Origin of the sequence: Shewanella sp. 38A_GOM-205m, from assembly GCF_000518445.1 — a bacterium.
In the GTDB taxonomy this organism is placed as follows: Bacteria; Pseudomonadota; Gammaproteobacteria; order Enterobacterales; family Shewanellaceae; genus Shewanella; species Shewanella algae.
The window spans coordinates 388,535-404,292 of the sequence record NZ_JADP01000001.1 but is presented as its reverse complement, the minus strand read 5'-3'; the positions used below and the strand labels follow the sequence as shown (position 1 = coordinate 404,292).

Below are 15,758 nucleotides of genomic sequence, written 5' to 3'. Positions count from 1 at the left end.
CATTCCAACAATAAGCCAAAGAACCATATCACTCGGTAAGCGACGTCGACGAATCGTCGCTTTATCGGAAAGTGTTGCCGCTTTAGCAATCCACTCGTCAGGAATATGCTCGGAGAAGGTGGTTAGCTGAGCGACATCAACAGGACTCTCTTCAAGAAAGTCGGCAAAGCAGTTTTGAATAGACATAAAAAATCGGAAACCTATAAACAGGTTTCCGATTGTCTCTCATCAGAAGGATCGGTCAACCGATCCTTATCTGATCTACGTTGCCCGCAGGCGGAGGCTTTCGATTCTAGCTCAAGCTATCACTTCTCTTCAGTGTCTCTATCCATGTTCTCTGTATTTTCCAACCAGAGAGCATTGATGATACCGAAGGAACAAGCCAATAAAATGCCGAGTATCCAAGTGAAATACCACATAATTCAGGCTCCTTAGTAAAGTGATGTGCTGTTGTTTTCAATGTGCTGACGGTTCAGACGGCCATACATCTTGTAGTAAGTCCAGCAGGTGTAACTCAGCACTGTTGGTACAAAGATGATCGCAACCCAAGTCATCACAGTCAGAGTCATCTGGCTGGCGGTAGCGTCCCACATGGTCAGACTGACGTTAGGCTCCTGTGATGAAGGCATCACGAATGGGAACATAGCCGCGCCACAGGTCAGGATGATACCGGCAATGGCCAGTGAGCTGAACAGGAAGGCGAAACCGCTACGCCCCATACGGCTGGTCAGCAGCACCAAGGCCGGCGCCAACAGGCCCAAAGCAGGGAACAGCATGGTCACTGGGTACTTGTCGTAGTTGGCCATCCAAGCACCGGAAACAACTTCAACTGTCTTCATGGTTGGGTCAGATACGGCGTTAGTATCCAGAGCCGAAGTCACCACATAGCCATCAATACCGGTAGCCAGCCACACACCGGCTGCACCGAACAGTACAATCAGCAGCAGTGCGGTCAACTGTGAAGCTGCAGCGGCGCGATTGCGCAGCTCACCTTCGGTCTTCATCTGCAACCAGCAAGCACCCTGCATCATGAACATACAGGCACTGACCAGACCGGCCAACAGGCCAAAGCCATTGAGCAGACCGAACAGGCCACCATCATAGTGGGCACGCAGGTACTCGTCGAAGCTGAAAGGCACGCCTTGCAGCAGGTTACCGAAGGCAACACCTATAATCAGCGGAGGAACAAAACCTGCGACAAACAATGCCCAGTCCCAGCTCTTGCGCCAGCGTGGATCTTCTATCTTGGAGCGATAGTCGAAACCTACAGGACGCAGGTACAGCGCCAGCAACACTATGATCATGGCCACGTAAAAGCCGGAAAAAGAAACGGCATATACAGTAGGCCAAGCGGCGAACAGGGCACCGGCACCGGTGATCAACCACACCTGGTTACCATCCCAGTGAGGAGCAACCGTGTTAATCATCACCCGGCGCTCGGTATCGTCCTTACCCAAGATTGGCAGTAAGGCACCTACCCCCATGTCAAAGCCATCAGTAATAGCGAAGCCTATGAGCAAGACGCCAACTAACAACCACCAGATAAATCTTAATATTTCATAATCAAACATAATGAAATCCCTCTGCTCAGGCTTCTAGTTTTTCAAAGTGATAACGGCCGGTCTTGAGACTGCTTGGACCCAGGCGCGCAAACTTGAACATCAGGAAGAGCTCGATAACCAACAGCACAGTGTAGAACAGAGTAATGCTGATGATACTGAACCAGAGATCGGCCGCCGTCAGGCTGGAAGCAGACACAAAGGTCGGGAGAATCTCGGAGATAGTCCATGGCTGACGACCATACTCGGCCACAAACCAACCACACTCGATGGCGATCCAAGGCAGAGGCAAGCTGTAGAGCGCAGCTTTGAGTACCCACTTCTTCTCTTCAATCTGATGACGGGTGCTCTGCCAGAAGGCAGCTGCAAACACTACCAGCATAACGAAACCAAGGCCCACCATGATACGGAAGCTCCAGAACAGTGGTGCTACGCTTGGAATAGAATCCCTGGCGGCCGCCTTAATCTGCTCTTCGGTGGCATCGACCACTTTATCTGTGTAGCGCTTCAGCAACAGACCGTAACCCAGGTCAACTTTCTGCTCTTCGAAAGCCGCGCGAACCGCGGGATCTTCCTCAATAGCAGGGTCAGCCTTGGCAGCACGCAACTGCTCAAGCAGGGCATAAGCCTTCATACCGTTGCGGATGCGAACTTCGTGCTCGGCGATCAGATCCTTGATACCTGTCACTTCTTCATCAATAGAACGAGTAGCTATGATACCCATGGCATATGGGATCTTGATGGCATAGTCGGTATGCATGGTTTCCTGGTTAGGGAAACCTATCGCAGTAAAGGCTGCCGGAGCAGGCTCTGTGTGCCATTCAGCTTCAATCGCCGCCAGTTTCACCCGCTGAGCTTCACCAACTTTATAACCGGATTCGTCACCCAGTACGATAACAGACAGGATAGAGGCCATACCAAAACTCGCCGCAATGGCGAAAGAGCGGCGGGCAAATGGCAGGTCACGCTTCTTGAGGATGTAGTAAGAACTGATAGCCAGAACAAACATGGCACCGGCTACATAACCGGAAGCAACAGTGTGAACAAATTTAACCTGAGCGACTGGGTTAAATACCACTTCCGCGAAGCTGGTCATTTCCATACGCATGGTTTCATAGTTGAACACGCTACCCACAGGGTTTTGCATCCAGCCGTTGGCGACCAGGATCCACAACGCAGACAAATTACTTCCCAATGCAACCAACCAGGTCACAGCCAAGTGTTGACGCTTGGAGAATCTGTCCCAACCGAAGAAGAACATACCCACGAAAGTGGATTCCAGGAAGAAGGCCATCAAGCCCTCAATCGCAAGAGGAGCACCGAAAATGTCACCCACGTAGTGTGAGTAGTAGGACCAGTTGGTACCGAACTGGAACTCCATTGCCAGACCTGTGGTAACCCCCAGGGCAAAGTTAATACCGAAAAGTTTGCCCCAGAATTTAGTCATGTCCTTGTAGATCTGCTTATCTGTCATCACATAGAGTGATTCCATGATTGCCAGCAGGAAGGCCAAACCCAAAGTCAAAGGAACAAACAAGAAGTGATACATGGCTGTCAGCGCGAATTGTATGCGCGATAGCTCAACGACTTCTTCAACTATCATTTGTGACTCCTTACATGGTGCTCCGCCCGTTGTCTTCAGATCCCCATCAAAGACAACAGGTGGTGAGTTGGATAGCTTAGTTCATTAATTTCTTATCTACCCGGAAACCCGGATAAACCACCCAAATGATTCGCGTTGCTGCGCTTTAACTCACCAAAAGCTTAAAAATCGGTTTTTGGCGGCCTTAACGAGAGGCGAATCACGCTTTTGCAGATTTATGCGATCAGCATCAGCATTTGCCAGTGTTCCAATATTTGCAAATTATTTAATATCAGGCACTTGCGTTATTAGTTCAGCTAAGATTTGCCCTGATTTTATACCACTTGAATTTGACGCAAATCAATCAAACTCCGGGCTTTAGCTGGGTTTTGCGGAGGGGCACACAGCCACCAAGGATGAGTATTGACTTTATGGCAAAATCCTGTTAGAGCATTTGCACCAACTATAAATAATCCATCATTTTGGATGCTTTAGGTAAAAACATATACAAACAAGCTAAAATAAACTTTTTAACAATTTTCAAGGTTAAATATGCTAACTCAAATCGTGTGACTTCGATCTCATTATTTTTTAACCTTTTGATTATGGTGAAATAAATAAAAACCAATTAACCAAACATAAAAATCACCAAAAATTCAGATTAATTTTTCTAATCTCATATCATATTATTTCTCGTTTGATAAAGCCGCCAGGGTTGACTAATATGTAGCCTGTGTTAAGGAGACGCTCGGGTCGGCCGACATCAATATCTGCAGACCTTCCTCCGCGCACATTGACTGAACTTTGTGTGGAGATATCGTTATGAAAAAGTTTTTTGAACGTCTGGTTAACTGCTACAAGCCTGTTTTTGTTGAACTTTACAAGTCTCAACTGGTTTACTAATCACAGCTGAGCAACTGCTTGTCTTGAAGTTTTGTTAGCGCAAAACGGCCCCATAGGTATTCCTATGGGGCTTTTTCGTCTCTGCAGCCATTAAAGAGTGATTCCAGCCTTAGTCCGGCTTTAGCCTGTTAAGCGCTGTAAAGCCTGCATTTTGACACTTCAATACATAAGAATATATTGAACAAAGTGCAACCTATTGATGATTTAAAGTTTTTACTGTAGGGCAAAAGTTAAATAAAAAAGGCGGGTTATAAATACCCGCCTTTTTTTACCCTTTATGGGATGATTTTTAACCTTATCCCAACTTCACTCTGGCGTTACGGAACATTCTCATCCAAGGGCTGTCTTCACCCCAGTTTTCCGGATGCCAGGAGTTGGCGACTGTGCGGAACACCCGCTCAGGGTGAGGCATCATGATGGTGACTTTGCCATCCAGGCTACAGATCCCGGACAAGCCGTTGGGCGAGCCGTTGGGGTTCTGTGGATACAAGCTGGCCACCTCACCTTTACCATTGACATAACGCAGCGCCACAGTGCCGCTCTGCTCGGCAGCCGCCATGGCGGCTGCTGAAGCAAACTCGGCACGCCCTTCCCCGTGGGAAACGGCAATCGGCATTCTGGAGCCGGCCATACCGCTGAAGAACAGCGATGGGCTTTGCTGCACTTCCACCAGGCTAAAACGCGCTTCAAAGCGTTCAGAGCGGTTACGGACAAAGTGCGGCCAATGCTCGGTACCCGGAATGATCTCCTTGAGGTTGGAGAGCATCTGGCAACCGTTACAAACACCCAGAGCAAAGCTGTCGGCACGCTCGAAGAAGCGGCTGAAGTCCTCACGGGCACGGCTGTTGAACAGGATGGACTTGGCCCAACCTTCACCGGCGCCCAGTACATCACCGTAAGAGAAGCCACCACAGGCCACCAGTCCCTGGAACTCTTCCAGGCTGATACGGCCACTGAGGATATCCGACATATGCACATCACGGCTTTCAAAACCGGCACGCTCGAAGGCGGCTGCCATCTCAATATGCGAGTTGACCCCTTGCTCACGCAAAATCGCCATCTTGGGCGCAACGCCCTTGAGGATATAAGGCGCGGCAACATCTTCTGCCGGATCAAAGCTTAAGTTAACCGTCAGGCCGGGATCGGTTTCATCCAGCTTGAGGTCAAACTCTTCACGGGCACACTCAGGGTTGTCCCTGAGCGCCTGCATTCTGTAGGTGGTTTCAGACCAGAGCTTACGCAGCTCGGTACGTGAAGCACTGTAGATTTCAGCACCTTGATCCTGGATACGGATGCGGCCATCGTCGCTCAGCTCTGCTATCGGATGACAATCCACACCGGCATCAGTGTAAGCCTTGATAATCTCGGCGGCTTGGTCTTTGCTCACCTGCAGCACGGCGCCCAACTCTTCGTTGAACAGGCGCGCCAGAGCGCTGCCGGCCAGCGCAGAAATATCCACATTCAGGCCAGTGTGACCGGCGAAGGCCATTTCCACCAAGGTGGTGAACAGACCGCCGTCACTCTTGTCGTGGTAAGCCAGCAAACTCCGCTCGGCCACCAACTGCTGAGTCACCTCGAAGAAACCTTTCAATACGGCTGCCTGATCCAGATCCGGCGCGATATCGCCCAGCTCACCGAACACCTGCGCCAGGCAGGAACCGCCCAGACGAGTCTTGCCCTTGGCCAGATCGGCCAGCAGCAATACAGTTTCGCCCTTGTCGGTACGCAGCTCAGGAGTCACGGTATTGCGAATGTCGCGCACCGCACCGAAGGCAGAGATGATCAGCGACATAGGAGCGGTAACCGCCTTCTGCTCGCCCTTGTCTTCCCAGGCGGTCTTCATCGACATCGAGTCTTTGCCCACAGGGATGGTCAGTTCAAGCTCAGGGCACAGCTCTTCACCCACTGCCTTGACCGCCTCATAGAGGCCGGCATCTTCACCTGGGTGACCGGCTGCAGACATCCAGTTGGCCGACAGCTTAATGCGCTTCAGTGAGCCGATATCGGCACCGGCCATGTTCAGCAAGGATTCGGCCACGGCCATCCGCGCCGAGGCGCCAAAATCCAGCAAGGCCAGCGGAGTGCGCTCGCCCATGGACATAGCTTCGCCCACATAGCTGTCGAACGAGGCGGCGGTAACGGCGCAATCCGCCACAGGTACCTGCCAGGGGCCGACCATCTGATCGCGGTTCACCAAGCCGGTTACCGTGCGATCGCCTATGGTGATCAAGAAGCTCTTGTCGGCAACGGTTGGCAGAGTCAGCACCCGCTTAACGGCTTGTGCGAGATCGATGGAAGCTTCATCCAGCGCCGCAGACTGCGCCTTTTGACTCACTACATCACGGCTCATCTTGGGTGGTTTGCCCAGCAAGACTTCCAGCGGCAAGTCGATAGGCTTGTTGTCAAAGTGCTCGTCGCTCAGGCTCAGGTGCTGCTCGGCAACCGCCTCGCCCACCACGGCAAATGGCGCACGCTCGCGCTCACAAATGGCGGCGAAGGTATCCAGGTTTTCGGCTGCCACAGACAGCACATAACGCTCCTGGGATTCGTTACACCAGATCTCCAGCGGGCTCATGCCTGGCTCATCGGAAGGCACGTTACGCAGCTCAAACTTACCGCCGCGACCGGCATCGCTGACCAGCTCAGGGAAGGCGTTGGACAAACCACCGGCGCCCACATCGTGAATAAACTGGATAGGGTTGGCATCGCCCATCTGCCAGCAGCGGTCGATAACCTCCTGACAGCGGCGCTCCATTTCCGGGTTTTCCCGCTGCACCGAGGCAAAGTCCAAATCTTCACTGGACTGGCCGGACGCCATGGAGGAAGCCGCGCCGCCGCCAAGGCCAATGTTCATCGCCGGGCCACCCAGTACAATCAGCTTGGCGCCTAAGGAGATCTCCCCTTTCTGTACGTGCTCTTCACGAATGTTGCCAAGGCCGCCGGCCAGCATAATAGGCTTGTGATAACCGCGCACCTCGACACCGTTGTGGCTGCAAACCTGTTGCTCATAGGTGCGGAAGTAACCCAACAGGGCCGGACGACCGAATTCGTTGTTGAAAGCGGCGCCGCCCAGTGGGCCGTCGATCATGATGTCAAAGGCAGTCACAATCCGGTCCGGCTTGCCGTAGTCACCTTCCCAAGGCTGCACAAAGCCCGGGATCTTGAGGTTGGATACGCTGAAGCCGGTCAAACCCGCCTTGGGCTTGGAGCCGCGGCCGGTAGCGCCTTCGTCACGGATTTCACCGCCCGAGCCTGTGGCAGCACCAGGATAAGGACTGATGGCGGTCGGGTGGTTGTGGGTCTCCACCTTCATCAGAATATGCATCGGCTCTGTGTGATAGCGATAAACGCCGTCACTGTCGGGGAAGAAACGCCCGGCTTCAAAACCTGTCATTACCGCGGCGTTGTCTTTATAGGCCGACAACACATAGTCCGGGGTCTTCTCATAGGTATTCTTGATCATCTTGAACAGCGACTTGGGCTGCACTTCGCCGTCAATGGTCCAATCGGCGTTGAAGATCTTGTGACGACAGTGCTCTGAGTTCGCCTGGGCGAACATCATAAGTTCAATGTCGTTGGGGTTGCGCTCAAGGCGCAGGAAATTGGTGACCAGGTAGTCGATTTCATCATCGGCCAACGCCAGGCCCATTTCGCGGTTGGCGATTTCCAGCGCCCGGCGGCCTTCGCCGAGAATGTTGACGCTGACAAAAGGCTTGGGCTCAGTGCGGGCAAACAGCACATCGGCCGCTTCAAAGCTGTCCAGTACCACTTCCATCATGCGGTCGTGCAGCAGCGCCTTGAGGCTCTTGAGCTGTTCGCTGCTCAGAGCGTCGGATTCCACATAGTAAGCCAGACCGCGTTCCAAACGTTTTACCTGCTTGAGGCCGCAGTTTTGGGCGATGTCGGTGGCTTTGGAAGACCAGGGAGAAATAGTACCGGGACGGGGAGTAACAAAAAGGAGAGTGCCTTGGGGCTCGTGGGATTCGATGGCCGGACCGTAGGTTAGAATCTTACTCAACTGCGCTTGGTCATCGGGGTTGAGCGTTTCGCTCAGATAAGCCAAATGAACATATTCGGCATAGATTTGCTTTACCGGAAGCTGGGCGGCTTCACAGGCCTGCATCAGCTTTTGCACTCTGAATGCCGAGAGTGCGGGGGCTCCGCGGATGATCTCCATCACGTCTTATCACCTTATTATTTATAATTACAGGGTCAGAGGTGGCGCTATTATAGGTAAATGCGCCCTACAAATCACCTCAGACTTTGCTTAAAACAGTGTTTCCTGTGATATAAAGTAATCCTATGGGGTAATATACCCTCCGGTGCCTGACCCCATGGTTCAATCACGGGGATACCAGGCCTGCAACCAAGACGCAATTCATTGAATTTATTTACAAATTAATCAAACAAAAGGAATAACCCCTATCTCAGCGGCAAACCACAGGCTAAGGGCTTTTACCGATAGATAATGAAACGATTCACCGCGACTCTCACCCTGATAATCTTGCTGGCAGGCTGCCGGCAACCTGTCGTGGATGAAGCTCAGGTAACCCCGGCGGTGAATGAGGCCAAGGAACTCAGGGTTGGCACCCTCTATGGCCCACAAATCTATGTTTCTTCCACCCAGGGCAGTGCCGGGTTTGATTATGAGATGGCGGCGCGTTTCGCCGACTTTCTCGGCAAGCCGCTGGAAATGAAGCCCTATGGCAATATCAATGAGCTCTACCAGGCGCTGAAACAAAACGAGATAGATTTGATTGCCGCCGGGCTGTCGGATACCCGGAGCCGCAGACAGCAGTTTCGTCTCGGGCCGCCGCTTTATCGGGTCAATCAGGTGATGGTCTACCGCGCCGGCACCCCTGTCCCCAAAGATCTCAACGCCCTGGATGCGCCTGTTACTGTGATAGCCGACTCGTCGTTTGTGGAAACCCTGAACCGACTCAAGGCAGATAATCCCAACCTTGAGTGGCAACAGGTCGCAGATAAAGATAATGAAGAGCTGCTGAGCATGATAGCCAGCGGCGAACTCAGCTACACCATTTCAGATTCCACCAGCATCAATATCAATCGCCGTTTTATGCCTGAGCTTAGATCCGGCCAGGTGCTGGAGCAGCAACAGGCTGTGGTTTGGCTGTTGCCCCCCAGAGGCAGCGATCAACTGATGAGCCAACTGCTGCGTTTCTGGCACCAGGAACAAAGAGACGGCACGCTGGAACACTTGGTGGAAAAGTACTTCGGCCATGTCAAACGTTTCGACTATGTTGACACCCGCGCCTTCATCCGCGCGGTCGACAGCAAGCTGCCCAAGTACCGCCATCTGTTTGAAACCTATGCCGGTGAACTCGACTGGCGCAAGCTGGCCGCCACCAGTTATCAGGAGTCGCACTGGAACCCCATGGCCCGCTCACCGACCGGCGTGCGCGGCATGATGATGCTGACCCTGGCAACCGCCAAACAGTTGGGAGTGGAGAATCGCCTCGATCCCGAGCAGAGCATCCGCGGCGGTGCCCGCTATTTGAGCGACATTTTGGTGCGCCTGCCTGAGTCTATTCCGGAGGAGGAGCGGATGTGGTTTGCCCTCGCCTCTTATAACATAGGCTATGGCCATGTGGAGGATGCCCGTAAGTTGGCACAGGCCAGAGGCCTTAATCCCAGTGCCTGGAAAGATCTCAAGCAGGTATTACCCTTGCTGCAAAAGCGCAAATACTACCAACACACCCGCTATGGCTATGCCAGAGGCAACGAGGCGGTGCATTATGTCGACAGCATTCGCCGTTACTATGACACTCTGGTGTGGATAGACAATCAGGCCAAACTGGAAGCCCTGGCCAGGGAGCAGGCTCAGGAAGAGGCTGCACAAAGAGAAGCTGAATCCCAGGCCGGGGAAGAAACCGAACTCAGCGGTGCCCAGCCCAACTGAAAACCCCGCACACGACTCATTTTCGCGCCAAACAGTCTGGCTTTGATGCGCAGCCCGCCATTTGGGGCTGGCGCAAGCTTAAATAAGCTGTTAGCTTGTCATTGATGCCAAAAAACTAACAAAGACATCTGAATAAACTAAGGTAAGCTTATGAAAAGAAAGACCATTAACAATGCAATGGCCCGTCGCCGCAGTCTGGTTAAAACCCGTCACAAACGCATTCTCAACCGTCACAAACTCTTCTTCAGTTTTCTGCAGCAGGCGGATTAAGTTTCCTTGCCTGCTTCAATGCTTTCTGCTCCTGTCTGCGTCGCCTGAAAAAGGCGCTCAACTGTTCGCTGCACTCCTGTTCCATCACCCCGGCACTGACCGCCAACTTGTGATTGAACAGGGGATGACGCACCAGATCCAGCACTGAACCGGCCGCGCCTGTCTTGGGATCCGCAGCCCCGTACACCAGTCTCCCCACCCTGGCATGCACCATGGCACCGGCGCACATGGCGCAAGGCTCCAGCGTCACATAGAGGGTAGTATCCAGCAGACGGTAGTTTTCCAGTTGACTGCCCGCCTGCCTGAGGCAGAGAATTTCCGCGTGGGCACAGGGGTCGTTGGCGGCAATAGGCTGGTTCCAGCCGCAGGCAATAAGCTTGTCATCTTTGACCAGCACGGCCCCTACCGGCACTTCCCCGAGGGCCTCAGCCTTTTGCGCCATATCCATGGCCAACTGCATCCAATGTAAGTCGCGATTCTCTGTCATTCTATCCATCCGTTCTCAATGCGGCGCCAGTATAACTGGCATGAATACCAGTACCAAATCCGATACCCGCGGATATCGACTCTTTCGGCGCCTGCATGCGGCATAGACTCAAGGCCGCTCCAGGATCCTCGGGCCTGCTCCTTCCTGACCCAGCACATCATCTGGGTTTCTGAGTGGACATTCGGCCAGCGATAAACAACCGCAGCCTATGCAGCTGTCCAGCTCGTCCCGCAGCCGGGTCAGCTTCTTGATCCTCTCATCCAGCGAGGCCCTTAACTCGGCGGAGATGGTCCGCCACTGCGCCGCCGTCAACTTGGCGTTGGTACCGTATTTGGCCAGTGCCTGCTTTATCTCCTCCAGCGGCACTCCGGTGCGCTGCGCCACCTTGATGATGGCAATCAACCTAAGCACAGTCGAGGGAAAGCGCCGCTGGTTGCCACTGCTGCGCTGGCTGCTAATAAGCCCTTTGGACTCATAAAAGTGAATAGTGGACACCGGTACCCCACTGCGTTTGGCGACCTGGCCTATGGTCAGAGCACCGCGGGATGCCCCTTCGTCATCATTTTCAGGTTCGGCAGTAAATTTTGTGTTCATTGACTATTGACCTCAAGTTAACTTGAGGTTTTATAGTGCCGCCGAAGGAATAAATCAACCCCCGCCAAGGATGGCCCCCTTACATAAACGACAAAAAACACAGGAAACTTGTCGCTATCATGATCAACAAATCCCTATCTCTGATGCTTGGCCTTTCGCTGCTTCTCGGCCTGGGTCTTACCTACGGCCTGAAAGCCGATGATGAGGCAGACAGTGGCGGCCATGGCTATGGCCCTGTGGCTGTGTCATTGGCCAGCGTGCAACAAATCAGCCTGCCACAGCAACTCGACGCCGTCGGCGAACTGGAAGCCGCAGCCCAAATCGCCGTCGCTGCCGAGACATCTGGCCGGGTAACGGCGCTGCACTTCGACTCGGGGCAACAGGTTAAAGCCGGTGAACTCTTGGTGCAGCTCAATGATGCGGTGGAGCAAGCCGAACTGTTGCAGCAAGAGGCGCAGTTACTGGCAGCCGAGAGTGCCTATCGGCGTCTCGTTAGCCTGGCCGCCGATAATCTGGCCTCCAGGGAAGCACTGGACAATGCCCTGGCCGAGCGCGATATGGCCCGCGCCGCTGTCGCCCGAACCCAGGCTCTGATAGCCCAAAAGGCCATCAAGGCCCCCTTCTCCGGCACCTTGGGGATCCGCAAAATTCACTTGGGCCAATACCTTGGCGCCGGTGAAACCATCGCCCAATTGGTGGATGACAGCCAGCTCAAAATCAACTTTGCCATCAGCGAAGCCCAGGCCGATAAACTTGAGCTTGGGCAGACATTGCAACTCTGGACAGATTTACGCCCCGATGAAAGCTGGCCCGCCAAACTGAGCGCCATAGAGCCGATTGTCGGCAGCTCACGAATGCTGCAACTGCAGGCGATATTGCTGCCAAAACCTATTGACGGCGAGTCCGATGATAAAGAGCGAGTCGACGACAAACCTGCCGAAAAGGCGGCCAGCTATCCAAGCCAGGAGAATGGCGCTGCCAAGCTGAGAGCCGGCATGTTTGCCCGGGTAGCATTGGAAAAGTCCAGACGCCAGGCGCTGATGATCCCCGAAAGCGCCATCACCTATAACACCTGGGGCGAAACCGTGTTTCGGGTCGATGCCGGAGAGCAAAGCCTCACGGCCCACAAAGTGGCAGTTAAAACCGGCCAACGTCAGAATGGCTGGGTCGAGGTCATCTCCGGCCTGTCGCTTGATCAACTGGTGGTCACCTCCGGTCAACTCAGGCTGAGCGATGGCGTCCAGGTCAGCAGCACGGGCCAGGACAGCCTCACCGCAGCGCTGCTTTATCAGAGCAAGGGGCAATCACAATGAGATTTACCGACCGTTTTGTCGAGCGTCCGGTGCTGGCACTGGTGGTCAGCAGTCTTATCCTGTTGCTGGGGCTGTTCTCCGTCGGCAAGTTGCCGGTGCGCCAATATCCGCAGCTGGAAAACGCCACTATCAGTGTGACAACCCAATATCCCGGCGCCTCGGCCGAGCTGATGCAGGGCTTTGTGACCCAGGTGCTGACTCAGGCGCTGTCATCGGTGGAGGGCGTCGATTTTATCTCCTCATCCTCCACCCAGGGCCGCAGTCAAATTCAACTCAGGATGACACTCAACAGTGACTCCACCCAGGCTCTGACCGAAGTGATGGCCAAGGTCAGTGCCGTTCGCTACAAATTGCCCAAGGATGCCTTCGATCCTGTTATCGAGCGCTCCTCGGGTGAATCCACCGCCGTGGCTTATGTCGGTTTTGCCAGTGACAGCCTGAGCATTCCGGCCCTGACCGACTATCTGTCGCGGGTGGTCGAGCCCAGATTTGCCAGCATTACCGGTGTGGCCAAGGTCCAGCAGTTTGGCGGTCAACAACTGGCGGTGCGCCTGTGGCTCGACAGCGACAAGCTTGCCGGACGAGGCCTGACGGCCGCCGATGTGGCCGATGCGCTGCGTCGCAACAACTTTCAGGCCGCTCCCGGTGTGATCAAAGGCCAGTTTGTTGTCGCCAATATTAAGGTGAATACCGATATCACTGATGTCGCAGCCTTTCGCGATCTGGTATTGAAAAACGATGGGCGGGACTTGGTACGCCTCGGTGATGTCGGCACTGTGGAGCTGGGCGCCGCTTCCAAAGAAAGCAGCGCCTCCATGGATGGCCAGGCAGCTGTGCATCTGGGGCTATTTGCCACCCCCAAGGGCAATCCTCTGATCATAGTGGATGGCATTCGCAAGCAGTTGCCGGAGATCCGCAAAACCTTGCCGCCGGGTGTTCGGGTGGAACTTGCCTATGAAAACGCCCGCTTTATTCAGGCATCCATAGATGAAGTGCTGCGCACCTTGCTCGAAGCACTGCTGATAGTTGTACTGGTGATCCTCTTGTGTCTCGGGTCGCTGCGCTCCGTGCTGATCCCCATAGCCACCATTCCCCTATCCATGCTCGGCGCCGCTGCACTGATGCTGGCCTTTGGTTTCAGCATTAACCTGCTCACTCTCTTGGCCATGGTGCTGGCCATAGGCCTGGTGGTGGATGACGCCATTGTGGTGGTAGAAAACGTCCACCGCCATATCGAAGAGGGGAAACACCCGGTGGCGGCAGCCCTGATAGGCGCCCGCGAAGTGGCCGGCCCTGTGATAGCCATGACCATTACCCTGGCGGCGGTTTATGCCCCCATAGGCTTGATGGGCGGCCTTACCGGCAGCCTGTTTCGTGAGTTTGCCCTGACCCTGGCCGGTGCTGTACTCGTCTCCGGCATTGTCGCCCTGACCTTATCGCCGGTAATGAGCTCAATGCTGCTGCAACCTAAGCAGAGCGAAGGCCGACTGGCCCGCGCTGCCGAGCATTTTTTCGAGCGCTTGGGCGATAGCTATGGCCGTTTGCTGAAATGGTCACTCGCCCATAGAACCCTTAGCTTGGGCTTCACCCTGCTGGTGATGCTTGCTCTTCCATGGCTCTATTTGCAGCCGCAGCGGGAATTGGCCCCCACGGAAGATCAGGCCGGCGTATTAACCGCCATCAAGGCGCCGCAACATGCCAATCTCGAGTATGCCGAGCACTTCAACCGGCAGTTGGATCAAATATTTACCCGGATCCCGGAAACCCAGGGTACCTGGATAATCAATGGCACCGACGGCCCGGCGGCCAGTTTCGGCGGTATCAATCTCAGTGACTGGAGTGAACGCAGCCGCGACGCCAGTGCTATTCAGGCCGAGCTGCAGCAACTGGCGGGCACTATCCCGGGCAGCAGTATCTTTGCCTTCCAGTTGGCCCCCCTGCCCGGTTCCACCGGCGGGCTGCCGGTGCAGATGGTATTGCGCTCCCCCGGCGCTTACCCCGAGCTTTATCAAATCATGGAGCAAATCAAGCAGGCGGCGCGCCAGAGCGGTTTGTTTGTCGTGGTGGACAGCGATCTGGATTACAACAACCCAGTGGTGCAACTCAGTGTCGACAGGGCCAAGGCCAACAGCTTAGGGGTGAGGATGCAGGATATCGCCGAGTCATTGGCGCTGCTGGTGGGCGAGAACTATGTCAATCGCTTCGCCATGGATGGCCGCGCCTATGATGTGATCCCCCAAAGCCTGAGGGAACAACGCCTCTCGGCCGAAGAGCTTGGCAAACAGTATGTACGCAGCACTGATGGCACTCTGGTGCCCCTCTCCGGCCTGGTCACACTCGATCGCGGAGTCGAGCCAAACCGTCTGAGTCAGTTCGGCCAGCAAAATGCCGCCACCTTACAGGCGATTCCGGCGCCGGGAGTCAGCATGGGGCAAGCTGTGGCCTTCCTTGAGCAGCAGCTTGCAGCACTGCCCGCCGACTACAGCCATGACTGGCAGTCTGACTCGCGCCAGTATGTGCACGAAGGCAACAGTTTGGCCTTTGCCTTTATCGCGGCGCTGCTGATCATCTATCTGGTGCTGGCGGCGCAGTATGAAAGCCTGATTGACCCGCTTATCATTCTGATCACTGTGCCTTTGTCCATCTGCGGCGCCCTGCTGCCACTGGCGCTGGGGTTGACCACTCTCAATATCTACACCCAGATAGGATTGGTCACTCTGATAGGCCTTATCAGTAAACACGGTATTTTAATGGTGGAGTTTGCCAACGAGCTGCAGCAGCAAAAACAGTTGAGCCGTCAACAGGCGATACTGGAAGCCGCCAGGATCCGCCTGCGGCCGGTGCTGATGACCACAGCCGCCATGGTATTTGGGCTTATCCCCATGCTGTTTGCCAGCGGCGCCGGTGCCGCCAGTCGTTTCGGTCTGGGCCTGGTGATCGTTTCCGGCATGTTGATAGGCACGCTGTTTACCCTGTTTATATTGCCGACCATCTACACCCTGCTGGCACGGGACCATACCCGCATAGATGAAAGACAGCAGCAGTTGGCGCCTGTATTGCAGAGCCAGTAACTCGGGCTCGCTATAGAAAGACCAAACTGCCCGCGATTGCGGGCAGTTTATTATTCGCT

Annotated in this window: 10 protein-coding genes; 3 read left to right on the top strand and 7 right to left on the bottom strand. The window is 54.5% G+C overall.

The window, feature by feature from the left end:
• From N512_RS23935 to purL, 5 genes are all read right to left on the bottom strand, one after another.
• The coding region (locus N512_RS23935; protein WP_028781026.1) for a transposase domain-containing protein at window positions 1-186 on the bottom strand (186 nt) is incomplete at its 3' end.
• Window positions 187-305: 119 nt separating this feature from the next.
• Window positions 306-419, bottom strand: coding sequence for a cytochrome bd-I oxidase subunit CydX (gene cydX / locus N512_RS23930; protein WP_025009779.1), 114 nt, complete (start codon window positions 417-419; stop codon window positions 306-308).
• Between the two features lie 12 nt (window positions 420-431).
• Window positions 432-1,571 (bottom strand): cytochrome d ubiquinol oxidase subunit II, encoded by a 1,140-nt coding sequence (gene cydB / locus N512_RS0101800; RefSeq protein WP_028779211.1) that lies wholly within the window; start codon window positions 1,569-1,571, stop codon window positions 432-434.
• A gap of 16 nt (window positions 1,572-1,587) precedes the next feature.
• Window positions 1,588-3,162 (bottom strand): cytochrome ubiquinol oxidase subunit I, encoded by a 1,575-nt coding sequence (locus N512_RS0101795; RefSeq protein WP_025886552.1) that lies wholly within the window; start codon window positions 3,160-3,162, stop codon window positions 1,588-1,590.
• Window positions 3,163-4,339: 1,177 nt separating this feature from the next.
• Window positions 4,340-8,221 (bottom strand): phosphoribosylformylglycinamidine synthase, encoded by a 3,882-nt coding sequence (gene purL, locus N512_RS0101785; RefSeq protein WP_028779210.1) that lies wholly within the window; start codon window positions 8,219-8,221, stop codon window positions 4,340-4,342.
• A gap of 291 nt (window positions 8,222-8,512) precedes the next feature.
• On the opposite strand from purL, the gene mltF reads away from it, so the two are divergent.
• The gene (mltF, locus tag N512_RS0101780) at window positions 8,513-9,964 is read left to right on the top strand and encodes a membrane-bound lytic murein transglycosylase MltF (RefSeq protein WP_028779209.1); all 1,452 of its coding nucleotides are present in this window, start codon (window positions 8,513-8,515) and stop codon (window positions 9,962-9,964) included.
• 244 nt (window positions 9,965-10,208) lie between these two features.
• Here the strand turns inward: mltF and tadA are convergent, their stop codons facing one another.
• Both tadA and soxR read right to left on the bottom strand, forming a co-directional pair.
• On the bottom strand, window positions 10,209-10,721 hold the full coding sequence (gene tadA, locus N512_RS0101770; protein WP_028779208.1) for a tRNA adenosine(34) deaminase TadA: 513 nt from the start codon (window positions 10,719-10,721) through the stop codon (window positions 10,209-10,211).
• 108 nt (window positions 10,722-10,829) lie between these two features.
• Window positions 10,830-11,315: a redox-sensitive transcriptional activator SoxR gene (gene soxR / locus N512_RS0101765; RefSeq protein WP_051472593.1), complete on the bottom strand. Its 486-nt coding sequence runs from the start codon at window positions 11,313-11,315 to the stop codon at window positions 10,830-10,832.
• A 119-nt stretch (window positions 11,316-11,434) separates the two neighbouring features.
• Between soxR and N512_RS0101760 the strand changes: the two genes are divergently transcribed.
• Window positions 11,435-12,628: an efflux RND transporter periplasmic adaptor subunit gene (locus tag N512_RS0101760; protein ID WP_028779207.1), complete on the top strand. Its 1,194-nt coding sequence runs from the start codon at window positions 11,435-11,437 to the stop codon at window positions 12,626-12,628.
• Window positions 12,625-15,699 carry a MexW/MexI family multidrug efflux RND transporter permease subunit gene (locus N512_RS0101755; protein ID WP_028779206.1) on the top strand — a complete coding sequence of 1,025 codons (3,075 nt, stop codon included), beginning with the start codon at window positions 12,625-12,627 and terminating at the stop codon, window positions 15,697-15,699. The genes N512_RS0101760 and N512_RS0101755 overlap by 4 nt, the downstream gene beginning before the upstream one ends.
• The last annotated feature ends 59 nt before the right edge of the window (window positions 15,700-15,758 follow it).